The sequence below is a fragment of the Paraburkholderia eburnea genome, assembly GCF_002917095.1.
Taxonomy (GTDB): Bacteria; Pseudomonadota; Gammaproteobacteria; order Burkholderiales; family Burkholderiaceae; genus Paraburkholderia; species Paraburkholderia eburnea.
This window is the reverse complement of record NZ_PQGA01000008.1, coordinates 195,147-220,990: the sequence shown is the minus strand read 5'-3', so window position 1 is coordinate 220,990 and position 25,844 is coordinate 195,147. Positions and strand designations below refer to the sequence as shown.

Annotated in this window: 20 protein-coding genes; 17 read left to right on the top strand and 3 right to left on the bottom strand. The window is 63.4% G+C overall.

Annotated features, from left to right (window positions below; all coding sequences use genetic code 11):
* The first annotated feature begins 69 nt into the window (after nucleotides 1-69).
* The 15 genes from B0G62_RS17045 to B0G62_RS16975 all read left to right on the top strand — a co-directional run bounded on the left by B0G62_RS17045 (nucleotide 70) and on the right by B0G62_RS16975 (nucleotide 19,084).
* Nucleotides 70-1,050 carry a 4-hydroxyproline epimerase gene (locus tag B0G62_RS17045; RefSeq protein ID WP_103705439.1) on the top strand — a complete coding sequence of 327 codons (981 nt, stop codon included), beginning with the start codon at nucleotides 70-72 and terminating at the stop codon, nucleotides 1,048-1,050.
* A complete protein-coding gene (locus tag B0G62_RS17040) occupies nucleotides 1,047-2,213 on the top strand; it encodes an NAD(P)/FAD-dependent oxidoreductase (RefSeq protein WP_244193285.1) in 1,167 nt (388 codons plus the stop codon). Before B0G62_RS17045 ends, B0G62_RS17040 begins: the two co-directional genes overlap by 4 nt.
* Nucleotides 2,206-2,472: a (2Fe-2S)-binding protein gene (locus B0G62_RS17035; protein ID WP_103705382.1), complete on the top strand. Its 267-nt coding sequence runs from the start codon at nucleotides 2,206-2,208 to the stop codon at nucleotides 2,470-2,472. Before B0G62_RS17040 ends, B0G62_RS17035 begins: the two co-directional genes overlap by 8 nt.
* Nucleotides 2,469-3,737: an FAD-dependent oxidoreductase gene (locus B0G62_RS17030; RefSeq protein ID WP_103705381.1), complete on the top strand. Its 1,269-nt coding sequence runs from the start codon at nucleotides 2,469-2,471 to the stop codon at nucleotides 3,735-3,737. The genes B0G62_RS17035 and B0G62_RS17030 overlap by 4 nt, the downstream gene beginning before the upstream one ends.
* Nucleotides 3,738-3,845: 108 nt before the next feature.
* Nucleotides 3,846-4,622, top strand: coding sequence for a helix-turn-helix transcriptional regulator (locus B0G62_RS17025; protein WP_103705380.1), 777 nt, complete (start codon nucleotides 3,846-3,848; stop codon nucleotides 4,620-4,622).
* 480 nt (nucleotides 4,623-5,102) lie between these two features.
* Nucleotides 5,103-6,740, top strand: coding sequence for an APC family permease (locus B0G62_RS17020; protein ID WP_103705379.1), 1,638 nt, complete (start codon nucleotides 5,103-5,105; stop codon nucleotides 6,738-6,740).
* A 109-nt stretch (nucleotides 6,741-6,849) separates the two neighbouring features.
* Complete coding sequence (locus B0G62_RS17015) at nucleotides 6,850-8,442, top strand: aldehyde dehydrogenase (NADP(+)) (protein WP_103705378.1); 1,593 nt, start codon at nucleotides 6,850-6,852, stop codon at nucleotides 8,440-8,442.
* 507 nt (nucleotides 8,443-8,949) lie between these two features.
* Nucleotides 8,950-9,576, top strand: a complete 627-nt coding sequence (locus tag B0G62_RS17010; protein WP_103705377.1) for a TetR/AcrR family transcriptional regulator — start codon at nucleotides 8,950-8,952, stop codon at nucleotides 9,574-9,576.
* A 101-nt stretch (nucleotides 9,577-9,677) separates the two neighbouring features.
* Nucleotides 9,678-11,834 carry a TonB-dependent siderophore receptor gene (locus B0G62_RS17005; protein ID WP_244193290.1) on the top strand — a complete coding sequence of 719 codons (2,157 nt, stop codon included), beginning with the start codon at nucleotides 9,678-9,680 and terminating at the stop codon, nucleotides 11,832-11,834.
* A gap of 2 nt (nucleotides 11,835-11,836) precedes the next feature.
* Nucleotides 11,837-13,753 (top strand): extracellular solute-binding protein, encoded by a 1,917-nt coding sequence (locus tag B0G62_RS17000; RefSeq protein ID WP_103705375.1) that lies wholly within the window; start codon nucleotides 11,837-11,839, stop codon nucleotides 13,751-13,753.
* Nucleotides 13,754-13,758: 5 nt separating this feature from the next.
* The gene (locus B0G62_RS16995; RefSeq protein WP_103705374.1) at nucleotides 13,759-14,808 is read left to right on the top strand and encodes an ABC transporter permease subunit; all 1,050 of its coding nucleotides are present in this window, start codon (nucleotides 13,759-13,761) and stop codon (nucleotides 14,806-14,808) included.
* Between the two features lie 14 nt (nucleotides 14,809-14,822).
* A complete protein-coding gene (locus B0G62_RS16990) occupies nucleotides 14,823-16,007 on the top strand; it encodes an ABC transporter permease (protein ID WP_103705373.1) in 1,185 nt (394 codons plus the stop codon).
* A complete protein-coding gene (locus B0G62_RS16985; protein WP_103705372.1) occupies nucleotides 16,004-17,602 on the top strand; it encodes an ABC transporter ATP-binding protein in 1,599 nt (532 codons plus the stop codon). Before B0G62_RS16990 ends, B0G62_RS16985 begins: the two co-directional genes overlap by 4 nt.
* A 39-nt stretch (nucleotides 17,603-17,641) precedes the next feature.
* A complete protein-coding gene (locus B0G62_RS16980) occupies nucleotides 17,642-17,848 on the top strand; it encodes a hypothetical protein (RefSeq protein WP_227473392.1) in 207 nt (68 codons plus the stop codon).
* 780 nt (nucleotides 17,849-18,628) lie between these two features.
* Nucleotides 18,629-19,084, top strand: a complete 456-nt coding sequence (locus tag B0G62_RS16975) for a hypothetical protein (protein WP_146055314.1) — start codon at nucleotides 18,629-18,631, stop codon at nucleotides 19,082-19,084.
* Between the two features lie 344 nt (nucleotides 19,085-19,428).
* On the opposite strand, the gene B0G62_RS16970 is transcribed toward B0G62_RS16975, so the two are convergent.
* Nucleotides 19,429-20,616 (bottom strand): oxidoreductase, encoded by a 1,188-nt coding sequence (locus B0G62_RS16970; RefSeq protein WP_103705370.1) that lies wholly within the window; start codon nucleotides 20,614-20,616, stop codon nucleotides 19,429-19,431.
* Nucleotides 20,617-20,669: 53 nt separating this feature from the next.
* Entirely contained in the window at nucleotides 20,670-21,311 is a 642-nt protein-coding gene (locus B0G62_RS16965) for a glutathione S-transferase family protein (protein WP_103705369.1), read from the bottom strand.
* 319 nt (nucleotides 21,312-21,630) lie between these two features.
* On the opposite strand from B0G62_RS16965, the gene B0G62_RS16960 reads away from it, so the two are divergent.
* Complete coding sequence (locus B0G62_RS16960) at nucleotides 21,631-23,220, top strand: MFS transporter (RefSeq protein ID WP_103705368.1); 1,590 nt, start codon at nucleotides 21,631-21,633, stop codon at nucleotides 23,218-23,220.
* Nucleotides 23,221-23,272: 52 nt separating this feature from the next.
* Nucleotides 23,273-24,184 carry a LysR family transcriptional regulator gene (locus tag B0G62_RS16955; RefSeq protein ID WP_103705367.1) on the top strand — a complete coding sequence of 304 codons (912 nt, stop codon included), beginning with the start codon at nucleotides 23,273-23,275 and terminating at the stop codon, nucleotides 24,182-24,184.
* Nucleotides 24,185-24,283: 99 nt separating this feature from the next.
* On the opposite strand, the gene B0G62_RS16950 is transcribed toward B0G62_RS16955, so the two are convergent.
* Nucleotides 24,284-25,837, bottom strand: a complete 1,554-nt coding sequence (locus tag B0G62_RS16950; protein ID WP_103705366.1) for an efflux transporter outer membrane subunit — start codon at nucleotides 25,835-25,837, stop codon at nucleotides 24,284-24,286.
* Between the last annotated feature and the right edge of the window lie 7 nt (nucleotides 25,838-25,844).

Sequence of the window (25,844 nt, the reverse complement as noted above, 5' to 3'; positions counted from 1 at the left end):
CCCGCTATGCAGAAATCGTCATCGCGCACGGGGCGTTCGAGCAAGACGGCCCGGCGGCCGATGCCTACGATTGTCGACATGAACACCATAACCGTCATCGACTCCCATACCGGCGGCGAGCCCACGCGGCTCGTCGTTGAAGGCGGCCCCGATCTGGGCCGTGGCCCGCTCGCCGAGCGGCTCGACATTTTTCGCCGCGACTTCGATCACGTGCGTGCGGGCGTGGTCAACGAGCCGCGCGGCTCGGACGTGATGGTCGGCGCGCTGCTCTGCGAGCCGCACGACGCCACCTGTTCAGCGGGCGTGATTTTCTTCAATAACGTCGGTTTTCTCGGCATGTGCGGGCACGGCACGATCGGGCTGATCGTGTCGCTCGCGCACATGGGGCGCCTCGCGCCGGGTGTGCATCGCGTCGAAACGCCCGTGGGCGTCGTCGAGGCCGAATTGCACGCCGACCGTAGCGTGACCGTTCGCAACGTGCCGGCTTACCGTTATCGCGAGAACGTGGCGCTCGACGTGCCGGGCCTTGGCCGCGTGCATGGCGATATCGCCTGGGGCGGCAACTGGTTCTTCCTGGTTTCCGATCACGGACAGTCGCTCGAATTCGCGCACGTCGAGTCGCTCACCAACGTCGCCTGGACGATCCGCGCCGCGCTCGAAGCCAACGGCATCACCGGCGAAGGCGGCGCGCACATCGACCATATCGAACTGTTCGCGGACTCCACGGTGTCCGGCATCGACAGCCGTAACTTCGTGCTGTGCCCTGGCAAGGCCTACGACCGCTCGCCTTGCGGCACGGGCACCAGCGCGAAAATCGCCTGCCTCGCCGCGGACGGCGTGCTGGCGCCGGGCGCCGCCTGGCAGCAGGAAAGCATCATCGGTAGCGTGTTCGAGGCGAGCTATGAGCCTCTCGACGACGCGAGCAAGCCGGGCCAAAGCGACGGCCAACGCTATGTGCGCCCGAGTATTCGCGGCACGGCGCATGTGAGCGCCGAATCGAAGCTGATTTTCGCCGCCGACGATCCCTTCGCCTGGGGCATTCGCGCGTGAGTCGGCCGCTTCATTCGAGTCCCGACGTGATCGTGGTGGGCGCGGGCATTGTCGGCGCAGCGTGCGCACGCGAGCTGGCGCAGCAGGGCGCCAACGTGCTCGTCCTCGATCGCGCAGGCGTGGGCGCCGGCGTGACGGCGGCGGGCATGGGCCATCTCGTGCTGATGGACGATAGCCCCGCCGAGTTTGCCCTGTCTGCCTGGTCGCGCGATCTGTGGCTCGAACTCGCGCCGCGTCTGAGCGAGCGCGAAGCGTTCGTGCGCTGTGGCACGCTTTGGGTCGCCGTGGACGACGAGGAATACGCGCTGGCGCAAACGCGTCAGGAGGCGCTGGCGCGGGCCGACGTGGCCTGTACGCTGCTGGATGCCAAACAGGTGCGCGAAGCCGAACCCGCGCTACGTGAAGGCCTGCGCGGCGGCATGGTGATGCCTGACGACGCCGTGGTCTACGCGCCCGCCGCCGCCGCGTGGCTACTGGCGCAACCGGTGAAGGGACGCGTGACTTGCAGGCTCGATACGCAGGTCGCGCGCCTGGACCGCCAGGGCGTCGTACTCGCCAATGGCGAAACGCTCGCGGCAGGCGCCGTGTTGCTGGCGAACGGTCTCCAGGCGTCGGACCTGCTGCCTGGCCTGCCGATGCAGGCAAAAAAAGGACATTTGATTATCACCGATCGCTATCCCGGCACGATCCGGCATCAGATCCTCGAACTCGGCTATATCAAGAGCGCACACAACGCGAGCGGCACGTCCGTGGCATTCAATGTGCAGCCGCGCCCGACGGGCCAGATCCTGATCGGCTCGTCGCGTCAGTTCGACAGCGTCGATCCCGCCATCGAACCTGAAATTCTCGCGCGCATGCTGCGCCGCGCCGCTGAATATCTGCCCGGATTACCGCAGCTCAACGCCATCCGTGCATGGACGGGCTTCCGGCCCGCGACGAGCGATGGTTTGCCCTTGATCGGTCCGGCTGGGCCATTTGCGCATACAGGCTGCCACCGTTCGACGTGGCTCGCGACCGGGCACGAGGGGCTGGGCGTGACGACGGCGCTTGCCACGGGCAAGCTGATCGCCGCACAGATGCTCGGTCTGGGCGATGTCTTGCCGATCGATCCCGTGCCTTACCGGCCTGCGCGTTTCGAAAAGGCAGGAGTCGCGCATGCCTGACATGTTGACCCTTAACGTGGATGGACGCAGCGTGCAGGTCGCGCGCGGCAGTTCGGTCGTGACTGCTATTGCGCTCGCGCAGGGCGTAGCAGGCGTGGTCACGCGCGAATCCGTGAGCGGCACGCAACGCGGGCCGTTGTGTGGCATGGGCGTGTGCCAGGAATGCCGCGTGACGATAGACGGCGTGCAGCATCGACTTGCGTGCCAGACGCTCTGCGCACAAGGCATGAGCATCAAAACGGCAAGGTCCGCATCATGAATTTCGATATCCTGATTATTGGTACTGGACCGGCCGGGTTGAATGCCGCGAGTGTCGCTGCGCAGGCGGGCGCGGAAGTCGGCATTGTCGACGACAACGCGCTGCCGGGCGGCCAGATCTGGCGTCAAGGTCCGCAACATCGGGCCGAAGGCCGCGCGCGCGAGGCCATCGATGCGATGCAACGGTTCCCGAACATCACGTATCTGGGCGGTACGCGCGTGGTGCAGGCGTGCGGTGTGCGTCAATTGCTCGTGGAGGACGCTTCGCGAGGCTATACGATCGGCTACGGCAAGCTCATCGTCGCAACGGGCGCCAGAGAGCGTTTTCTGCCGTATCCGGGCTGGACGCTGCCGGGCGTGACGGGCGCGGGTGGTTTGCAGGCGCTCGTGAAGGGCGGTATGCCGGTGCGCGGCGAGCGCATCGTCATCGCGGGCACCGGGCCGCTTTTGTGGGCGGCGGCTGTGACCGCGCGCGAGCAGGGCGCACGCGTGGTGGCCATCGTCGAGCAGGCAGCGCCGCAAGCCGTGCGGCAGTTCGCGGCGTCGCTCATTCACACACCCGCGAAGCTCACGCAGGCGGCCCGTATGCGCTTCGATCTGCGCGCGACCCCTTATCTGTGTGGCGCGCATGTGAGCGCCGCGTTGGGCGACGGTCAGCTTGCGCATGTGATGGTGAAGCAGGGCGAGAAGCAGACGCGTATCGACTGCGACCGGCTGGCGTGCGCTTTTGGTCTGGTGCCTAATTCGACGCTGGGCACGGCGCTGGGCTGTCGTATCGATGAAACCCAGGGCGTGCCCGCCATCGTCGTCGACGATCTGCAATTGACCACGCAGCCCGATATTTACGCGGCAGGAGAATGCACCGGCGTGGGCGGCATGGAGTTGTCCGCACTCGAAGGGCGCATTGCGGCGCACGCGGCAGTCGGCGAAATAGCGCAAGCGCGTTCCCTGTTTGCTGAGCGCGAGCGTTATCGCCGCTTTGCTGCCCGGATGCACGCGGCGTTCGCGCTCGACCCGCTTTTACGCGGGCTGGCTGCGCCGGATACCGTGCTATGCCGTTGCGAAGACGTCCGCTTTGCCGATGCCGCGCAGCATGGCAGCTGGCGCGACGCGAAACTGCATACGCGCTGTGGCATGGGGCCGTGCCAGGGAAAAATCTGCGGCGAAGCGGCAGCGTTTTGCCTGGGCTGGGAGCGCAACGGGCTGCGTGCGCCGTTTTCGCCCGCACGCATCGGCACGCTGATGGAGGCGCAGACGCAGCCCTGAAGTGGTCCAGCCGGGCAATGCAACAGCGTTGCCCGGTTTTCTTTGCAGGTGTGCAAGCGGCGGCGGCAAAGGCATAATCGACTGGATTCCGACTCGCGACGCTTTGCCATGCACGATCTGCTTCTGCCCACTGTCAGCACGGACACGACGCTCCCGCAGATGGTGGCGCACTTCTCCCTGCTCGAACCGCTCTTCGATGCGATGCCCGACGTGGTCTTCTTCGTGAAGGACCACGAGGCACGCTACGTGATCGTCAATGCGACGCTCGTGGCGCGCTGCGGCCGCAAGGATCGTCGCGCACTGCTTGGCAAGACGGCGGCGGAAGTTTTTCCCTCGCGTTTCGGCCGTATTTACATGGAGCAGGACGAAGCGGTCGTGCGCGATAACAGCCGCCTGATCGATCAGCTCGAATTGCATCTTTATCCTGGACGCGAGCCCGGCTGGTGCCTGACCTCCAAAGTCCCTCTGCAAGACGCGCAAGGGCGCGTGCTGGGCGTCGCCGGTATTTCGCGAGACCTGCGGGCGGCGGAGGGCACGCACCCGGCGTATCAGCGTGTTGCCATCGCGGCGAAATATATTCAGGAAAATTACGCGCAGCCGCTGAAACTATCCAATCTGGCCGTGCTAATCGATATGTCGGTGGCGCAGGTCGAGCGTTATTTTCACAAGGTTTTTCATCTCACGCCACGCCAGATGCTGCTTAAAACGCGGCTTGATGCGGCATCCGAACTGCTTGCCGGCGATTCGAGCATCACGGACATTGCCACACGCTGCGGCTACAACGATCACAGCGCATTTACGCGTCAATTCAAGGCGACCGTGGGCATCACGCCGAGTCAATATCGCGCGCTGCTGCATCCGCAAGCGGCGCCATCCGATCAATAAAGCGAATTCACGGCACACGAGCGCCTCGCAAAATTCGCGCGTGCATGGCTAAGTGTTGTCCCCGATAGCGCTTGCACATGGCATCTGTATGCGCGTTCGCGTGACGGCAATTATGCCGATTTCGTCATGCCGAGTCGCGAAAGCCCTCAAGCCTTCAAGCTAATGGATAGCGATACTTCTTCGCATCGCTGCTGATCCGGCGCGATGCATTCAATGAAGGAGATCGGCACTGTGAGCCGTAACGTTATCCAATCGGGCGCAGTGGACCCCGCTGAGCCAATTCGCGCGATCCGCAGGCACTACGTCACCGCGACGTAGGCGAGGCACCCGCACCGAACTGCCGGACATGGGCCACTAGCCCGCGCCGCGCATCTTATCTACAGCACGCATCACGCGCATCCCCATTCACGTTTCGCTCCTGCACCTCAATGCGGCAGCAGACCGCTCAAGCGCTCATTCCTAAATCAGGAGACATCGACGATGTCCAGTCAAGGCAATTTACATCGCTCACTGCCTGCAGGCGAAGGCACGCACGCCGCCGCCCGCGAACAGACAGGCGAAGGCCGCTTCAAGAAACAACTGTCGCTTACTGACCTCACGTTCATCGGCCTGGGCGCCATTTTCGGTTCAGGCTGGCTGTTTGCTGCGAGCCATGTTTCGGCAATCGCCGGACCTGCCGGCATCGTCTCCTGGCTGATTGGCGGCTTCGCGGTGCTGTTGCTCGGCATCGTCTATTGCGAACTGGGCGCGGCGTTGCCGCGGGCGGGCGGCGTGGTGCGCTACCCCGTCTTTTCGCACGGCCCGTTGCTCGGGTATCTGATGGGCTTTGTCACGCTGATCGCGTTTTCCAGCCTGATCGCCATTGAAGTCGTCGCCGCGCGCCAGTATGCGGCCGCGTGGTTTCCCATGCTGAGTCAACCGGGTTCCGGCAATCCCACCACGATGGGCTGGTTCGTTCAGTTCGCGCTGCTGTGCCTGTTTTTCCGCCTGAACTATTCGAGCGTGAAGACCTTCGCGCGCGCCAATAACCTCATCAGCATCTTCAAGTTCATCGTGCCGCTTTCGGTGATCGGCGTGCTGTTCACGTTTTTCAAACCTGTCAATCTCACCGTGCACGGTTTCGCGCCGTACGGTCTTTCCGGTATTGAAATGGCGGTTTCCGCGGGCGGCATTATCTTCGCTTATCTGGGCCTCACGCCGATCATTTCGGTCGCGAGCGAAGTGCGCAATCCGCAGCGCACGATTCCTGTTGCGTTGATTCTCTCGGTGCTGCTGTCGACGCTGATTTACGTGCTGCTGCAACTGGCGTTTATCGGCAGTATTCCGACCGATACGCTCAAGAGCGGCTGGGACGGCGTGAGCAAGGCGTTCTCACTGCCCTACCGCGATATTGCGCTTGCCCTGGGCGTCGGCTGGCTCGCGTATATGGTGGTGGCGGACGCGGCCATTTCGCCGAGCGGCTGCGGCAATATCTACATGAACGCAACGCCGCGCGTGGTCTACGCATGGGCGAAGACGGGCACGTTCTTCCGCGTATTCACGCGCGTGGATGCGGCTTCGGGGATTCCGCGTCCGGCCATGTGGCTTACGTTCGTGCTGGCGGTGTTCTGGACGCTGCCGTTTCCCTCGTGGGAAACGCTCATCAATGTGGTGTCGGCGGCGCTCGTGCTGAGCTACGCAGTCGCGCCGATTTCGGTTGCCGCGCTGCGCCGCAACGCGCCCGAAATGCCGCGGCCGTTTCGCGTGGGATGTTTCGGCATCGTCGGGCCGGTGTCGTTCGTCATCGCTGCGCTGATCGTTTATTGGTCGGGCTGGAGCACGGTTTCCTGGCTGCTGGGACTGCAGATCGTCATGTTCGTGATTTACCTGGCGGCGGGACGTTTCGTGCCGACGCGCCAACTCAGTCTCGCTCAGCAGGTGCGCTCGTCGCTTTGGTTGATTGCGTTCTACGCCGTGATGATCGTGCTGTCGTGGCAGGGAAGCTTTGGCGGCAGCGGTGCGCTCGCGCATCCGTACGACACTGTCGTGGTCGCACTGGCGAGCCTCGGGATCTACTACTGGGGCGCCAATACGGGCGTGCCGGGCCACAAGATGCAACTCGACGCCGACGATCAATGAAAACATCGGCAAATAAAATAAACGCGAATTAAACGTTAAGCGATTCACGTCTTTTTCATCGATTTAAAACCGGGCCTTTCCGGCCCGGTTGTTTTTTGCAGGGGTAACAATGACGATTACCGGTCAATCGCTTATCGGCGCAATGAGCGTGCGAGGCACGCACGGCGCTTTTCACGGCATCAATGCACGCACGGGCGAAACGCTCGAACCCGCTTTCGGCGGCGCAACGCAAAGCGATCTGGAACGCGCATCCGCGCTCGCGGAAGCAGCCTTTGATACTTTCCGCGAAACGCCGCCCGAAACCCGCGCAGTGTTTCTGGAGACGATCGGCGAGCAGATCATGTCGATTGGCGACGCACTGATCGAGCGCTGCATGGCCGAGACAGGATTGCCGCGTGCGCGCCTTGAAGGCGAGCGTGCGCGCACGGTCGGTCAATTGCGACTGTTCGCCGGCGTGCTGCGCAATGGCGATTTCGTCGATGCGCGCATCGATCCCGCGCAACCGGATCGCAAGCCGATGCCGCGCGTGGATTTGCGCCTGCGCAACGTGGCGATCGGACCGGTGGCCGTGTTCGGCGCGTCGAACTTTCCGCTGGCGTTTTCGGTGGCGGGGGGGGATACGGCCTCGGCGCTCGCTGCGGGTTGTCCGGTGATCGTGAAGGCGCACGGCGCGCATCCGGGGACGTCCGAACTCGTGGGCCGCGCGATACAGCAAGCGGTGCGGCAATGCGCGCTGCCGGAAGGCGTTTTTTCCCTGCTGTTCGATAGCGGGCTTTCTATTGGCCAGGCACTGGTGGCCGACGCGCGCATCAAGGCGGTGGGCTTCACGGGTTCGCGCGCGGGCGGGGTGGCGCTCATGAAAATCGCCAACGCGCGCGAGGAGCCCGTGCCCGTGTATGCGGAGATGAGTTCGATTAATCCCGTCGTATTGCTGCCTGGCGCGCTCGGTGCGCGTGGCACTGCGATCGCGCAGCAGTTCGCGGCCTCGCTCACGCTGGGCGCGGGCCAGTTCTGCACGAATCCTGGCCTCGTGCTTGCCGTGGACGACGAATCGCTGCGCGCATTCGAGCGCGCTGCGGGCGTTGCGCTCGCGAGTGCCGGCGCGTCGACGATGCTCACACCCGGCATCCACGCGAACTATGTCAAAGGCGTCGAGCGCCTCGCGGAACATGCCGATGTCGAGCAACTCGCGCGCGGTCAGGCGGGCGGTCCGTTCGACGCGCAGGCGGCGCTTTTCGCGACCACGGCGCAGGCATTCAGCGCGGATTCGGCGTTGCGCGAGGAAGTGTTTGGTCCCGCGTCGCTGATCGTGCGTTGCCGCGATCTCGACGAGTTACATGGCATGCTGAAGTCGCTCGAAGGGCAATTGACGGTGGCCGTGCATCTGGACCACGACGATCGCGCCGCCTGCCGCGCGCTATTGCCGACGCTCGAACGCAAGGCCGGCCGGATTCTTGCGAACGGTTTTGGCACCGGCGTGGAAGTCGGTCATGCGATGGTGCACGGCGGCCCGTTCCCCGCCACGTCGGACACGCGCACGACCTCGGTCGGCAGCCGTGCCATCGAACGCTTCCTGCGGCCCGTTTCGTATCAGGATCTGCCTGACGAACTGCTACCGCAAGAACTGCGAGACGGTAATCCCCTGGTGCTTGCGCGACGCATCGATGGGGTCATGAATCGTGGGGAAAATAAAAATATTTGATCAATGTGCCGACATTGTTGTATCGATCGAGGCGCTTTTCTCCCTGGCGGGTGTTAGGCACTTACGGCCAGACCTGGTATCACAATATATCGCCGCTGGGGTTTCGAAATCGAAGCGCGCGTCCGCGCCGCCGCGCTCCGCAACGGCGCGCTACACGACATTTTTCACATGGCGCGTATTGCAGGCGTTCCGGCCTGTGAATCCGGCAGCGTCGTAAAGACAGATGGGTCATCTGTTTTATAAGCGCTTTTCACGCGCAAATAGCGGGTTTGTCACATGATCGCGGTGCTCTACCGTAGATCGCAACAGCGCTCCATTACCTACCGTACGCACGTACTGATTCCCGAGATAAGCATGTGAGGGAATTTTCTTGGACACGTCAACACGCGCTTAATAACATACCGATCGTACTGTTTTGTAGCGGCAACGCAGCAAAGCTCCAGCGAGCAGCCTAACGAGGCACAGTCCGATCGCACACGATGCGAGGCGGGCGCGCCCGGCATCATCATGACGAATACGACTTCCGACACCGCGAAACCCGTGCGACGCCCGCAACATGCGCGTAGTTCTGCTGCACGTTACGCACTGGTCAATGCGACGCTCGAATGTCTCAGGGACATCGGTCTAGCCAGAACGTCCATCAGCGAAATATGCCAGCGCGCGGGGTTGTCGCGCGGCGCGCTGCTCCATCACTTTCCGCACAAGAACGAACTGCTGGTGGCGTCCTACGTCACGTGGATCGATTCGAAGCTCAACACGCTTGAACAACGCATCGAAGCCGGTGCGAGCGTGCAAGACGAAGTCAGGGCCTGGCGCGCACAGACGCGCGAGAATTTTCCGATGTCGCAGGAATTCTACTGGGCGCTGCGCAACGACGCAGACCTGCGCGAGCGCTTTAACGCCGCGCTGCTCTCACACACGATCGGCGCGGATATGACCCGGCTTCCGGCGCATACCCGCATTGACGCATCGCCCGAGCCCTCGCTTACGCGCTATGTGATCGCGTGCTTCATGCGCGGTCTGTGCCTGCAGGAACTTTTCGTTCGAGACCCGTCGATCCCCGACCAGGCCTTCGAGCATTTCACCGCGATGTTGAGCGCGTATATCGAGCAGCCGCTCGCTCTGCAAACCTGATAGCGGAAACCCTCGTGCCCTCGTGTTGCTCCGGCCGCACTTTGGACGATACCAATAATATCGGACTACTAAGAATGAGAATATGCTTTTTCCGTTTGCGTGTGCTTCCTGCGCTGCTGATCGGTGCCGGCGTGCTGACGGCTGGCCATGCCTACGCCGCCGATAACGGGACAAATAGCAGCGCGAATAACGGCAATCCGGCAAATCCCGATACCAGTGCGCCAACTGCCAAATCAGGCGAAGTCGTACACAGCCTCGCCACGGTGACGGTGCAGGGTACGCGCCAGCAGGCGCCAAAGGTATCGAGCGGTGCGCTCGGCACCCGGTCGGATCTGGAAACGCCGTTTTCGACGCGTGTGGTTGCGCAGCAGGAACTCGAAGACCGTCAGGTCAAGTCACTCGGCAAGGTATTCGCCGAAGACGCCGCGGTGATGTCGCTTGGCGATACGTACTCGTTCAACGCGTATTCGATCAATGTGCGCGGTATTCCGCTCGACGACTACAACGGCTACAAGATCAACGGTCTGCCGTTTTACATGACGACGGTCGAGTTGCCCGTCGAATCGTTCGAATCGATCCAGTTGCTCAAGGGCGCGTCCGGATTCATGTACGGTTTCGGCGCACCGGGCGGGATCATCAATTTCGTGACGAAAAAGCCGACCGATACCTTTACGTTCGGGGCGGACGTGGGCTATAGCTCCGATGGCGTGTTCAGCGAACATATCGACACGGGTGGGCGCTTCGGCCCGCAGAGCATGTTCGGCTATCGCTTCAATATCACGCACGAGCAGGGCGATACCTATAACGGCTCGCATGTGCTGCGCAATTCGGAATCGCTGTCGCTGGATGCGCGCCTGACAAACTCGCTCACCTGGACCTTCGACGGACTCTATCAATCGCGCAAGGTGGACGGCGGCATTCAGGACGTCACGCTCAGCGACTACACGGGGACGAGCGTGCCGCGCGCGCCGAGCGGGCGCACCAATCTGTCCGCTTACGGCGATACGTTCTTCAACTCGAACGTGTATTTCGTGAGCAGCGGCCTGCACTGGCAGATCGATCCGGTCTGGAAGGCCAGCATCGACTACAGCCACAGCAAGGACGAACGAAACTATTCGGGGCAGTGGCTCGATCTGCTCAACCCGCAAGGCGATTTCGACACAGATCTGAATCGCTCGCGCGGTTCGTCGATCTACGACGTCGTGCAGGCTACGCTGGAAGGCAAATTCTCGACCGGGCCGATCGATCATCAGGTCGTGCTCGGCGCGTCAGAGCAGTGGCTCACCAAAAAGACCGTGCCGTCGTCGCTGTACACGGATATCGGCTCGAACAATCTTTATGATCCCATCACGGAGCTGACCTGGAACGGCACGTACGACTATAGCCAGCAATACAACAACTTCAATTCGCAGCAGAAGTCGCTATTCGCCAGCGACACGCTGAGCTTCCTGAAATACTGGTCGATTCTCGCCGGCATTCGCTACACGAGCTATCACCAGACCTCGTGGAACGCGCCCGGCACCGCGGGCACCTCGTACACGCAGACGCCGGTTACGCCGACGCTCGCGCTCATGTTCCGTCCTCGCAGCGACCTGCTGTTTTACGCGAGTTATGTGGAGGCGCTGGAAGACGGCGGCACGGCTGCGGAAGGCTATGCAAACGCCAATCAGGTGCTCGACCCGCTCAAGAGCAAGCAATACGAAGTGGGTGTGAAGTACGACGGTCGCACGGTTGGCGCGTCGGCGGCGCTGTTCCGCATCGAGCGCGGCGCGGAGTACGGCAATGCGCAGAACGTGTATGTGTCGAACGGCAAGGAGCGTATCGACGGTCTCGAACTCGATGGTCACGTCAATCTGCCGGCGGGTTTCCGCGTCGCCGCGAGCACAGCATGGGAAGCGGGCAAATACAGCGAGACCGAAGCGGATCTGGTCGGCAACCGCATCGAGGGCATTCCGCGCTGGCAGGCCACCTTGCAGGTGAGCGACCGCATTCCAGGGCTGAACGGTGTGACCGCAAACGCCGAGGCGCATTACTACGGCAGCATGATGGCCGACGCCAACAATCAATATGTGCTGCCGAGTTTTACCTTGTTCAACGCGGGCCTGAGCTATCGCACGATGATCGGCGGTCATGGCGTGACGCTGCGCGCCGAAGTCGACAACATCTTCAATCGACATTACTGGGGCTTCCTGCAGTCGGATTACATCTTCATCGGTGCGCCGCGTACGCTTGCGATTAACGCGAGGTTCGATCTGTGAGGATGGCTTCGCTGGATGCCGGCAATCGCGCGGTGAAGTCCACCTTCATACGCATGGCACGCGTGGTGCGATGCGTGTGCGTCCTGAGCGTCGTTACGCTTGCGCATGCCTCGCCGGCACCGTCATGGCAAAGCACGCTCACGCTGTTCGACGACGCGCGTCCCGATGTCTCGATGCAGCGTTTCAGGTGGGCCGACAGCGCGCCGCCGCGCGCCGGCACACTACGTCTGTCGAACTACAACGAAGTCTCGACCTACGACTCGCTCAATCCGTTTCTGCTGCGCGGCAACGCGGCGCCGGACGAAGTGAATCTGATGTTCGAGACGCTGATGCAGCGCAGCCTGGACGAAGTGGGCACGCAATATCCGCTGCTTGCCGATCGCGTTGCGACCGCGCCGGACGGACTTTCCGCAACGTTTCATCTGAACCCGGCCGCGCGCTTTTCGAACGGAGCGCCGGTGACGGCTGAGGACGTGCGCTACTCGTTCGAGCAGTTGACGGGTTCGTCTACGTCACCGCTCTACAGCAGCCGTTACGCGTTGATTCGCGCGGTGGAGGTGATCGATGCGCAGACGGTGCGCTTTGACTTTCGTGCGGCGCAGCGCCGTGCCGTACTCGAAGCGGGCGATCTCTACGTGTTTTCGCGCGACTGGGCGCGAACGCCGCCTGGCGGCACGCTGGGCTTCGATCAGCTTGCCACGGTGCCGCCCGTCGCGAGCGGTCCGTATCTGATCGGTGCGCGCGCAAGCAATCGGGAGATCGTGTACCGCCGCAATCCGCAGTATTGGGGCGCGGATCTGCCCGTGCGACGCGGCATGTTCAATTTCGCCAACGTGAGCTTTCGCTTATATAGCGACCCATCCGCGCCGCTGCAGGCGTTTCGCGCGGGCGACATCGACGCCATGTTCGAGGGGAGTGCCGAGCAATGGTCGCGCAATTACAGCGGCCCCGGCTTTGCAAGCGGTACGCTGCGCAAGCAGGAATTTGCCGAGCATGGCATCAGCGATGCGCAGGGATTGTTTTTCAATCTGCGTCGGCCCAAGTTCCAGGACATTCGCGTGCGCGAGGCGATCGGCCTTGCGCTCGATTATGAATGGATCAACCGCAACATGTTTTTCGGCCAGTACGCGCGCAGCCGCAGTTTCTTCGACGACAGCGTATTCGCCGCGAGCGGCACACCGGGCGCGGACGAACTGGCGCTGCTCGACCCACTGCGCGCAAGCGTGCCGGCCGATGTGTTCGGCTCGCTATCGCCGCAGCCGGAAACGTCCGGGCAAGACGGCCTGCGCCGCAATCTCGCACGCGCTGAAGCACTGCTCGCGAGTGCCGGCTGGCATTACCGCGATGGCGTGTTGCGCAATGCGGCCGGCGCGCCGCTTACGGTCGAACTGCTCGACGACGGCACGGGCATGCAGCGCATCCTGATGATCGTCGTGCGCAATCTGAAGCTGCTTGGCATCGACGCGCGCCTGCGCATCATGGATCAGACAGTCATCAACGAACGCCTGAAGCATTTCGATTTCGACATGACGACGATGGGCTATCGCGCTGCCAGCATTCCCGGCGCCGAACTCGAACGCCGCTTCGGCAGCCGCGCCGCGAGTACGCCGGGTTCGGAGAACTACACGGGCATTGCGTCGCCCGCCGTCGATGCGCTTATTGCCGACGTGCAGCGCGCGCACAGCGAGCGCGAGGTAATCGCCGCCGCGCGTGCGCTCGACCGCGTGCTGCTGTGCGAGCGCATCATGGTGCCGGAGTGGCATATCACCCATGCGCGGATCGCATGGAACAGGGGCATCGCGCCGCCCGAGCGCGTGCCGCAGCAATACGGCTGGATCGACTGGGTTGTCGGCTGGTGGCACGCCGCGCCGGACAGACCCGACGCACACGCCGCGCCGCACGCGGCGCAACAGGAGTAACCCGCATGTTCGCGTATATCGGGCGCAGATTGCTGCTCATGATTCCCACGCTGCTGGGCGTGCTGACGGTGACTTTCATCATCATGCAGTTCGTGCCGGGTGGGCCGGTGGAGCAGGTGATGGCGCGTCTGCAAGGAACGTCGATACATGGCGAAGGCGCCGATAGTGCGGGCGGCTATCACGGCAACGAAGGTGTCGATCCGGCCCAGATCGAGGCGATTCGCCATGAATTTGGTTTCGACGTGCCGCCGCTCACGCGCTATGTGCGCATGCTCACGCACTACGCGCGCTTCGATCTCGGCCAGTCGTTCTTTCAGCATCGCTCCGTCTGGGCGCTGATCGTCAGCAAGCTGCCGGTGACGGTTACGCTTGGCACCTGCACGCTGTTGCTCACATATCTGATCGCGGTGCCGCTGGGCATTGCGAAGGCGCTGCGCCGCGGCACGGCATTCGATTTTGCGACCAGCGCCGCGCTGCTCGCGGCGTATGCGATTCCTGGCTTCGTGCTGGGCGTGCTGCTGATGATGCTGTTGAGCGGCGATCTCTTTTTGCATGTCTTTCCGCTGGGCGGCTTCGGTGTGGAGAGTCACGACACCTTGCCGCTCGCGCAACGCGTGCTGGATCGCCTGTGGCATCTGGTGTTGCCGGTCACGGCGTCGGTTACCAGCAGCCTTGCGGTCGTTTCATTCCTGACGCGCAATGCGTTCATCGACGAACTCTCGCGCCAGTACGTGCTGACCGCGCGCGCCAAGGGCGTATCGCGCGGCGCAGTGGTCTGGCGGCACATCTTGCGCAACGCGCTGATTCCCATTGCAACGGGTTTGCCCGCAGCGTTTGTTTCCGCCTATGTGAGCGGCAGTCTGCTGATTGAGACGCTTTTTTCGCTCGACGGCGTGGGGCGTCTGTCTTACGACGCGATCGTCGGTCGCGATTATCCGGTCGTGCTGGGCGTGCTGTTCGTCTTTACTGTCGTGAGTCTGTTCGCGAAGCTCGCGGGCGATCTCGCTTATGCGCTGATCGATCCGCGCATTCACTTCGGCGGCAATGGCCGCTGAATCCGGGGATCTTCATGGAAGTCACCACCTCATCGCGCGACGAAGCGGCACAACTGGCCGAGGTTGCGCCGGACGTCGCTTTCGCGCCGCCGGCGCCCACTATCGCATCCCATCAAGATACACAGGTCGTGACCCGCGCAGCGGCATGGTGGCGGCGGCTGCGTCGCCAGCGCATCGGTTTCGCGAGCCTCGTCATCTTCGCCGTGCTGTTCGTCGCGAGCCTGCTGGCGGGCGCGATCGCCAACGATCGCCCACTGGTCGCGCGCTATCACGGACACTGGCTCTTCCCGGCGTTGCGCACCTACGCCGATAGCGACTTCGGCGGCGCGCTGCCCACCGAGGCCGACTATCTCGATCCGTTCATCCGCAGACAATTCCTGCGCGACGGCAATTTCGCGCTTTACGCGCCCATTCCGTACCGCTACGACACCGTGAACTACCACGCCGCGCAGCCGTTTCCAGCGCCGCCTTCGGCGCAGAACTGGCTGGGCACCGATGCCTATGGCCGCGATGTGCTCGCGCGCGTGCTTTACGGGTTTCGCAGTTCGGTGTGGTTCGCGCTTGCGCTGACGCTATCCAGCGCGCTCATCGGCGTGCTGGCTGGCGCACTTCAAGGTTATTACGCAGGCCTCGCCGATCTGCTCGGTCAGCGCTTTATCGAGGTCTGGAATGCGCTGCCCGATCTTTATCTGCTCATCATCCTGTCGTCGATTTTCGAGCCGAGTCTTGGGCTGCTGTTCGTACTGCTTGCGGCATTCGGCTGGATCACGCTGTCCGATTATGTACGTGGAGAATTCCTGCAAAAGCGCGCGCTCGAATACGTGCGCGCGGCGCGTACGCTCGGACTGTCCGATCGCCAGATCATGTGGCGGCATATTCTGCCGAACAGTCTCACGCCTGTTATCACATGGCTGCCGTTTCGCATGAGCGCCGCAATCGTTTCGCTGGCGAGCCTCGATTTTCTCGGCCTTGGCGTACCGCCGCCTGCACCGAGCCTCGGCGAATTGCTCGCTGAAGGCAAGGATCATCTGACCGCGTGGTGGATTTCGGCGACTGCGATTGCGGCGCTGGTGGTCACGCTATTGCTGCTGACTTTCATCGGCGACGCCTTGCGCGAATCGCTCGCGACCGATCGTCAGCGAGCCGCCGATGAACCGGATCCGCATACCCATTCGAACGTCGCTGGGGCCGCACGATGACGACTCACACGCCAGCCGTACTCGAAGTCGAAAACCTGAATATCCGCATCGGCGCGCGGCCCATCGTGCATGGAATCGACTTGACGATCGCGCGCGGCGAGCGGGTCGCGCTGGTGGGCGAATCGGGCTCGGGCAAGAGCCTGACCGCGCTCGCGCTGCTTGGGCTGGCCGACGCCGCGCGCGTGAGCGGCAGCGTGCGGCTCGCGGGCCAGGAACTGCTGGGCCGCAGCGACGCGCAATGGCGCGCGACGCGCGGCCGTGATGTCGCGATGGTGTTCCAGGAGCCCATGACCGCGCTCAATCCGCTCAAGACTGTTGGGCGGCAGATCGCCGAAAGTCTGCGGCTGCATGGGGGGCTGCGCGGGGCAGCGGCGCGCGAGCGGGCGATCGCGCTGCTGCGGCGCACGGGCATCATCGAGCCGGAGCGCAAGGTCGATGCCTACCCGCATCAGCTTTCGGGCGGCCAGCGGCAACGCGCGATGATTGCGATGGCGCTCGCGTGCAACCCGCGTTTGCTGATCGCCGACGAGCCGACCACGGCGCTCGACGTGACGGTGCGCAGGCAGATCGTCGATCTGCTCATCGGGCTTCAGGAAGCGGACGCCGACGGGCGCGGCCTCGCCATTCTGCTCATCACCCACGACCTGCATCTGGTGCGCCGTTTCGCGCATCGCGTGGCGGTCATGCAGCACGGCGAGATCGTGGAGCAGGGCGCGACCGAAGCGCTGTTCGCGGCGCAGCGGCACCCGTACACGCGCAAACTGTTCGACAGCGCGCCGCGCCGCACGCTAACGCCGGTGGCCGCCGATGCACCGGGCGTGCTCGAAGTGAGCGCGCTGCGCGCCGGCTATCGCACGCGCGCGCGCGGCTGGCGCGGCCTCTTTCGCAGCGAGACGCCCGCGGTGCTGCAAGGTATCGATCTGCAACTGCGCGAAGGCGAGACGCTCGGCGTGCTCGGCGAATCGGGCTGCGGGAAGTCGACGCTGGCGGCATCGCTGGTTGGCCTTGTGACACCGACGGCCGGCGCGATCCGCTACGCGGCGCTCGAAAGCGCGGATCAACCGGCAACGCGTCTCGAACGCGCCGCCCACGTGCAGATGGTGTTTCAGGACCCGTTTGCTTCGTTGGCGCCGCGCATGAGCGTGGGGGAGATCGTCGAGGAAGGACTGGCGCTGCACCATCCGCGCATGACGCGCGAGGCGCGGCGTGCGCGCGTGGCGGCGCTGCTTGCGGAAACCGGCTTGCCCGCCGACGCCGCTACGCGGTATCCGGCGGCGTTTTCGGGCGGCCAGCGGCAGCGTGTTGCGATTGCGCGCGCGCTCGCCGTCGATCCGCGCATTCTCGTGCTCGACGAGCCGACGAGCGCACTCGACGTGTCGATCCAGAAGCAGATTCTTGAACTGCTGACGACCCTGCAAATGCGGCATCGGCTGAGTTATGTGTTCATCAGCCACGACATCGACGTGCTGCGCGCGGTCTCGCATCGACTTGTCGTGATGCACGGCGGACAAATTGTCGAGAGCGGAGAAACCGAGGCTGTGCTGGCGCAGCCGCAGCACGTCTATACGCGGACGCTGGTTCGCTCGGCGGCGTAGAGTCCTGGAACTTGCACCTCGAAAATTTCGAGTTTGCCCGTGCGTCGCACGGCCGCGATATTCGGATTTGACGATTCGGCCGTGCAGCAGATGAAACTTGCCGAAGCGCTTATCAAGCAAGGGGTGATTCTCGCACCGGGGGCTGTATTTTCTCCCAAGGCCGATCATGTGTCGGGTTACTGCCGTTTCAATGTGGCCTATCTCGCGGACAAGCGCTTCGCGGCCGCATTGAGTGCATGCGCGTAGAAGCGCTTGTGCGTCGCTTTGCGGTAGAGGAGGGCTCCGAACCGCAGTCTTCGGCTGACGTGGGGTACGAGAGGTACGAGGGAAAGGCCGCTAGCCGCATGGACGCGGGCGATTATGTGTCCGCTCCAGATGTTCGCTGCTGGCCGGGCTGGGACCTTCCCGTTCTGATGTCCAGCCGCCTGCAGGAACAGCGGGTCTACGGTCGCATATCGCCCAAAAGCCGTGGCATCGGATGCCGCGCTGACCAGTTACGGCGACCATCGACCGCTGCGATCACGGCTCGCGTTCGTAGCGACGTCGGGCTAAGACCGGTGTCGTTGTGCCGACGCCACCATGTGCGCGATACCGCACATCGCGGAAGCGCTTTCAAGCGACATATTTCTGATGTAATTCCGCGCCGCAACTGCCCGGGAAGGTTTCGGTAGTTTCTCCATAGCTTACGATGACTAGCGCCAGGTCGACGCTTCCCTGCTCTCGCAAGGAGGGAGCAACACTATGAAAAGATCTCTTTTCGAGAAGTGCTGCGCGCCTTGTGGCCACCGACCGGCAGCGAGAGTTGCACTATTTGCGATCCTGTCACCCGTGTTTCTGACATTCGCGGCTGGCGAGCAATCGACGATCCAGCCGGTTTCGCAAGCCGATACGCCTGTCTTTAGGGTGGGCGATACCTGGGCCATTGGGCCAACCCGGGGGGACCCGAACTCGCAGCACCCTCCGCGTCAGACAGTAATCGAGGTGACCCCTCAGCAGACCCGGATAGCGGTGAAAACGACCAGCGGAATGACGTACGAAATCGACCTCAATAGCGCGGGCGCCGTGACTGTAGCCGGTCCGACGCAATATGATCCTGGGCGCGGCTATGTACATTTCCCGCTCTCAGTAGGGGCAAGTTGGGACGAACACTATACCGTCACGGCCATCGGGCGGCAGACAAGCTGGGTTGCGCATCACGTTACAGTGGAGGCTGCGGAGATAGTTCACGTGGTTGCCGGCGATTTTTTTGCTTTCAGACTCGTGGCACGCGGCGAGGTTGACCGCATCTTCAAAGGCGCGTACCACCGCGAGAGCACATTCACGGAAACCTACTGGTATGCGCCGTCCGTCAAACGCGTCATCAAGCACGTGAGCACAAATTATTATTACGGCGCGAGCGCCGATGACCTTAACTGGGAGCTCTACAACTACAGCCTTGTGGATCCGCTTAGACCTGCGGCGGCGTCGGCAACGGCTCCATAACTCCGCTGATGCCGGTTGCCCGGGGCTCTTGGGCTGCCTAGCAGATGGGACGTGTGGGGCGTATTCCCGCAGTTTGTCCACCGATTGGCGACGCTTTGCGCACCTGTCCCGACCGACTGCTATGGCCGACCACTGGCATGGGCTGCCCGAAGCGCACACGGCCGCGATCGGCAGCACACGACCCTGAGCAACCAGTCAACGCACTAACACGGATGTCCGCTTTCAGGCTGGTTGTGTCCGTTCCTCTACCGACCGCTGATCAATCCAGATGTGCGGACCGCAGGGCGTTCGCATTCGTTAATGCCAACGCAAAACCGAGATCTGATCCACCCACTCGCCTTGCGCTACACGAGATCCTTGAGCACTTCCGGATCCCAGTCCCTCAACTGATCGATGCGTCCGTCACGAACCTTGTTGGCCCAGTCTGGATCGACCAGCATGCCTCGACCCACGGCCACCAGATCGAAATCGCCGCGATCGACAAGGGCGAGCAGATAATCCAGTGCTGCGACGCTGCTGCCTTCGCCCATCAGCGTATCGATATGTTCGCCCGTCATGCCGACCGAACCCACAGTAATGGTCGGTTTGCCGGAGACTTGCTTTGTCCACGCTGCGAGGTTGCGATCGGAGCCGAACTCGGTGTCCCAGAAGCGGCGCGTCGAGCAGTGGAACACATCGACACCGGCGTCCACCATGAGGCGAGCGAACGCCTCGAGCGCCTCGGGCGTCTCGAAGTTCCGCGCCTTGAAATCCTGCACCTTCCACTGCGAGATGCGCAAAGAGATCGCAAAATCGGGCCCCGTCATGCGGCGGATTTCGGCAACTGCGTTGGCCACGAGCCGGGCGCGATTGGCGAGCGATCCACCCCATTCGTCGGTACGACGGTTGGTTCCCGGCCAAAGGAACTGGTCGAGCAGATAGCCGTGTGCCGCGTGAAGCTCGATGCCGTCGAAGCCGGTCATCTTCGCGTTGATGGCCGCCTTGCCATAGGCTTCGACGATGGCCTCCAGATCGGCTGTGACGGCGGGTTCGCCATCGAGGGTGGTCGGCTTGCCGATGCCGCCGAAGAGGCCCGAGGGTCCCACGCGACGCGGCGGACGATAACCGGCGCCCTTCCCGGCGTATAGCCCGTCGACGGTATGCTGCTTCATCTGCCCGACATGCCACAGCTGCGCAATGATGGGCGTGGCTTCGGCGTGTACGGCATCGACCACCTTCTTCCAGCCGGCCAGCGCCGGCACGCCGTACATCTTCGGTACGTCTGCTTCATTGGCTGCGGCATCATGCGGAATCCACGTGCCTTCGGTGATGATGAGTCCCGCGCCGCCCGCCGCTCGCTTGCGATAGTACGCGGCGTTCGCTTCGCCGGGCACGCCATCTGGGGCCATCGTACGCGTCATCGGCGACATGACGATGCGATTTCCGAGTCGCAGCGATCCAGCCTGCACGGGCTCGAAGAGCTTCGCCGTGTGCGAAGCGGGTATCGCCTCGACGGGGCCGGTAGAAGCCGGTGTGTCATGGGTGTTTTGCATGGCGATGTGTCGTTCCGAGGGTGGGTGTACCGATATCGACTCCTTCGTTTTGCTTAGGACTCCAGTGACGCTTCGTGACGCGCAACAATTTCGGCTTCGTCTCTGAGCGCTTTTTGCGCAGACTCACGCGCTTCTACACGCGCCACGTAGGCCATCAAATGTTCCAGATGGTCGAGCTTCACGCCGGAGCGCTCGTGCCACATCGTGGCCCAGACATAGGCGTCGGCAACGGTGAACTGTTCGCCGGTCAAATACGCACGGCCGTCAGCCAGGCGCTGGTTCAGCACGCCATACGCGCTCTGGAGCTTGTTCGTGTGGAAGGCGATGCCTTCGGGCGTCATCAGCTTGCGCATCAGCGGGATGTGCTTTTGCGCGATCTCGGTGGCGAGAAACGTCAGCAACTGGTCCATGTAGACGCGCTCCATTGTGCCGTGTCGCGGAATCAGACCGGAAGCCGGATGCTGGTCGGCGAGATACGACACAATCGAGACCGTTTCCGTGAGGACATCGTCGTTGTCATTTTCGAGCGCCAGTGCCGGGACGTACAGCAAAGGGTTGACGTCAGCGAACGCCGAGCCGTTCGAGGTGGACTTGCCGAACACGTCGAAGTGCACGAGTTCGGGGGCGAGACCGAGTTCGTTCGCGATGGTTTGCACGGCGAGCGAGCAGGTTGCCTTGGCGATATAGAGCTTCATGATTGCGGTCCTTGAGCGAGGGTATCGGGGAATCTATGGAGGAGTCGTGGCGTCGTTGCCGGCACCGTTGAAGCGAAGTATGGGTGGTTTCGCCGGCGCGATAAACGACGCACGAAGCGCCAGTCCGTCGCTGCGGCGGCGACAATCCGCAACCCATTTCGAGCGCGGCATTGTCGCGACCCGGGAGACGCAGTGAACACTGCCGCGTGGTTTATCGGCTTGCGCGCATTCCGGAAAATGGTGAGCCCACATCACGGCGGCGTGCGCAACGCGCGGCTGCGTTTGCGCCGATTCCGCCTTCACCGGATACCTCTCGATCATGTCTGTTTCTTCGTCAAACATGGCGGGGCGCAACACGCTGCCTGTCCTCGCCGCCGTGTGCCTTGCCGCTCTCGTGCTGCCGCTTTCGTTCTCGGGTGGCGCGGTGGCGACACCGGCCATTGGCCGCGATCTCGGCGGCGACGCCACGTCGCTCACGTGGATCACCAACGCATTCATGCTGACCTTCGGTAGCCTGCTGATGGCGGCCGGCGCGCTGGCCGACCAGTTCGGGCGCAAGAAACTCTTCGTCATCGGTCTGGGCGGGTTCATTCTCACGTCGGCGGCGATGAGCTTCGCGCCCTCGGTCGTGTGTCTCGATCTGCTGCGGGCCGCACAGGGCGTGTTTGCTGCCGCCTCGCTGTCTAGCGGCGCAGCCTCGCTCGCGCAGGAGTTCGAAGGGCACGCGCGCACGCGCGCGTTCAGTATGCTCGGCACGAGTTTCGGCATTGGCCTCGCGTTCGGTCCACTGATGGCGGGCGTGCTGATCGACTGGTTCGGCTGGCGCTCGATTTTCGCGGTCATCGCGGCGATCGGCGTGGCGGCGTTCGTGTTTGGCGTGCCGCGCATGCGGGAAACGCGCGACCCGGGCGCGACGGGACTCGATTACCCCGGCACGATTACGTTCACGGCCACGCTCGCGCTGTTCACGTTCGGCGTGATTCAGGCTCCGGAAAGCGGTTGGAGCAGTCCGCTTGTCGTCGGGTTGCTGATCGCTTCGGCGATATTGCTCGTGGCCTTCGTCATCGTGGAGAGCCGCGTTGCGCGGCCGATGCTGGAACTGAGTCTCTTTCGCTACGCACGCTTCGTCGGCGTGCAGATGCTGCCCGTGGGCACGTGCTATTGCTACATCGTGCTGATCGTGATACTGCCGTTGCGGTTCATCGGCGCGCAAGGTCTCAGCGAGATCGACGCGGGTTTGCTGATGATTGCGCTTTCGGCACCGATGCTCGTGGTGCCGGTGCTGGTCGCGTCGTTCACTCGCTGGGTTTCTGCGGGCGTGTTGTCGGGAATTGGTTTCCTGGTGGCGGCGGCGGGACTCTACTGGCTCAGTCTTGTCGATTTCGGCACGTCGGGCACAGCGTTGATCGCACCGATGATCGTGATCGGCACGGGCGCGGGCATGCCGTGGGGCTTGATGGACGGCCTGTCCGTGAGCGTCGTGCCGAAGGAGCGCGCGGGCATGGCGGCAGGCATCTTCAGTACGACGCGCGTGGCAGGCGAGGGCATTGCGCTGGCGATCGCCACGGCGGTGCTGGCCGCGCTGGTCCATACGAGCCTCGCGCACGTCGTAGCGGATGCGGGCGCGCAAGGCGCGGCGCGCGTGGCCGAGGCGGCGCATCGCATTACGGCGGGAGACATGGCGCACGCCGCCGCGATCCTGCCTGAAGTCAGCCGCCGCGCGCTTGCGCTGAGCTACGCGGACGCCTTTACGAGCCTCCTGCACGTCCTGATCGTCATCACCTTGTTGGCGGCGGTCGCAACGTTTGCATTCCTCGGTCGCATGCCGGATCAAGGCGGCGGCCCCGAGGATAACGCAGTGGAAAATGCATCGCCCGAAAAGCGTCTGAACGAATCGGCGAACGCCTGAAGGAACTGATAAAGTGCGCGAATTCACGGACTCTGGTCGAAACGGTCGTCATATGAGCGAGCGCCAGGATGCACCCATCAACGAAATTGCTGTGTTTGTGGCGGTTGCGCAGAGCGGCAGTTTCACGCGTGCGGCTGAGGACATCGGCAGCAGCAAGTCGAACGTCGGCAAGGCCGTGCAACGGCTGGAGGCGCGCCTCGGCACGAAGCTCTTCCAACGCACGACGCGTGCGGTGCGGCTGACCGAGGACGGCGAAACCTATCTGCAGGCCGCGCAACTGGCGCTCGACGGCTTGCGCGAAGCCGAACAGCAGCTTGCCTCGCGTCGTTCGGAGCCGGCGGGCCGCGTGAAGATCGACTTGCCCGCAGGGTTTGGACGCCTGCTGCTCCCCAGCTTTCGTGCACTGCGCGAGACGTACCCAAAAGTCACGCTCGAAGTGGCGCTCACGGACCGCATGTCCGATCCGATCGGCGAGGGCTGGGACGTGGTGGTGCGCATCGGCGCGCTGCCCGAAGATAGCGAACTCACGGTGCGCAAGCTGTGCGATCTGCGGCTTGGCCTTTACGCATCGCCCGAGTATCTCGCGCAGCGCGGTGACGTGAGCGACATTGGCGATCTCGCCATGCACGATGCGATCGTGTTTCGCGGGCCGAGCGGGCGTCTGCGTCCGTGGACGCTGCAGGATGGCGGCGTGCAGCGCGATTACGCGCCGCAACCGGTGCTTGTGCTCGCCGACGGGCAGGCACTCGTCGAGGCGACGGTGGCCGGATTCGGCGTCGCGCAGATCCTCGACAGGGTCGCGCTTCCCTATGTCAAGGCCGGCCGTCTGGTTCATCTTCTGGCCGCCGCCGATGTGGACGGCCCGCCCGTGCACGCCATTATTTCTTTAGGTCAGAAGATGGCAGCCAAAACGCGAGCGGTCGTCAATCACCTTGCCGAGACCTTGCAGCGTAGCGTCGATTGATAGCCGCGTGCATGGCCGTTAACATTCCGTGCACTGTGTAGCGCAAAAACCCGTCCGATGCTCTGGACGGGTTTTTCGTCTGGTGTCGCGCTTTCTCCGTTAGCGTTGCGCGACCTCGGTTCGCGTCGGCATCTCGGGCGTTGTCGAGCCGAGCGTGGGCGCGGACATCGAAGACTGCGACGTTTCTCCCCAGCCGCCCCCCAGCGCGCGTATCAGGTTGACGGTGGCCGCGGCCTGCACGCCCTGAAGCTGAACCGCTGAGCGCCTTGCCTGCAACACGGCGCGCTGCGCGTCGATCACGTCGAGATAGCTCACCGCGCCTTCCGTGTATTGCTTGCGCGCGAGATCCGCCGCGCGCTGCGAGGCCTTCACCGCGTCGTCCTGCGTGCGCGTTTGCGTTTCCAGAATCCGCATGTCGGAGAGATTGTCCTCGACTTCCCGGAACGCGACGAGCACCTGCTGACGATACTTCGCGACATCCTCGTCGTAGACGGCGCGCGCATTCGCGAGATTGCCCTTGCGACGGCCGCCGTCGAATAGCGGAACCGTGAGCGCGGTTCCCGCCAGCGGGCCGAGCAGGAACGCGCGGCTGCTCCATTTGAAGAGGTCGCCGAGCGTAGCCGATTCGAAGCCGCCCGTTCCCGTCAACGTGAGCGACGGGAAAAACGCCGCCTTCGCCACGCCGATGCGCGCGTTGGCGGCAGCCATCGAGCGTTCGGCGGCGGCGATGTCGGGACGCCGTTCGAGCAGCGACGAGGGCAGGCCCGGCGGAATGCGCAGATCGACAGGCACAAGCGGATTCGCGGCAACCGAGAAATCAGCGGGCGCCTTGCCGAGCAGAACGGCGAGGCCGTGTTCCGACGCCGCGCGCAAGCGCTGCACGGTCATCGCATCGGACTTCGCCGCGGCGAGTTCGGCCTGGGCGAGTTGCAGATCGAGTTCGGCGATATCGCCTTCGGCATAGCGACGTTGCACGAGTTGCAAGGCGTGCTCGCGCAAGGCCACGCCCTGCGCGTACACCGCCGCTTCGGCGTCGAGTTCGCGCAGCGCAAAGTAGTTTTGTGCCACGTCTGCCTGTAACGTCAGCAGAACTGAGCGATAGAGCGCTTCGCTTTGCTGCGTGTCGGCGTGGGCGGCGTCGACGGTCGATGCTACACGACCGAACAGATCCACCTCGTAGGACGCGCTTGCCTGCGCGCGCCAGAAGGTTTGTTGCGGCACGTTGCTGCCGTCGGGCTCGAACAACGATGCCGCCGACACCCGCTCGCGCGTCGGGCCGAAGCCCGCATCGAGCGTGGGGAACAGGCCGGCGCGCGCGGTCTGGTTCAGGGCGCGCGCTTCCCTCACGCGCGCCGCTGCTGCTTTCAGGTTCTGGTTCGCGTCGAGCGCTTGCTGTTCGAGCGCATCGAGTGTGGCGTCGTCGAAGACTTTCCACCATTCGCCGCGCGCGAGGTCTTCCGAGGGTTGCGCCGTCTTCCATGTGCCCACCGTTTCGGTGGCGAGCGCCGGTTGCGGCGCTTCCTTGAACGTCCCGGCAACACCGGGTGCCGCGGGCACGTCGTAGTGCGGAGCCAGCGAGCAGCCCGCGAGAGCGAGCAGCGCGCTCAGCAAAAGCGAGCCGCTGAAGCCGGATTTCCAGAATCGGTTGCGCATGATGATG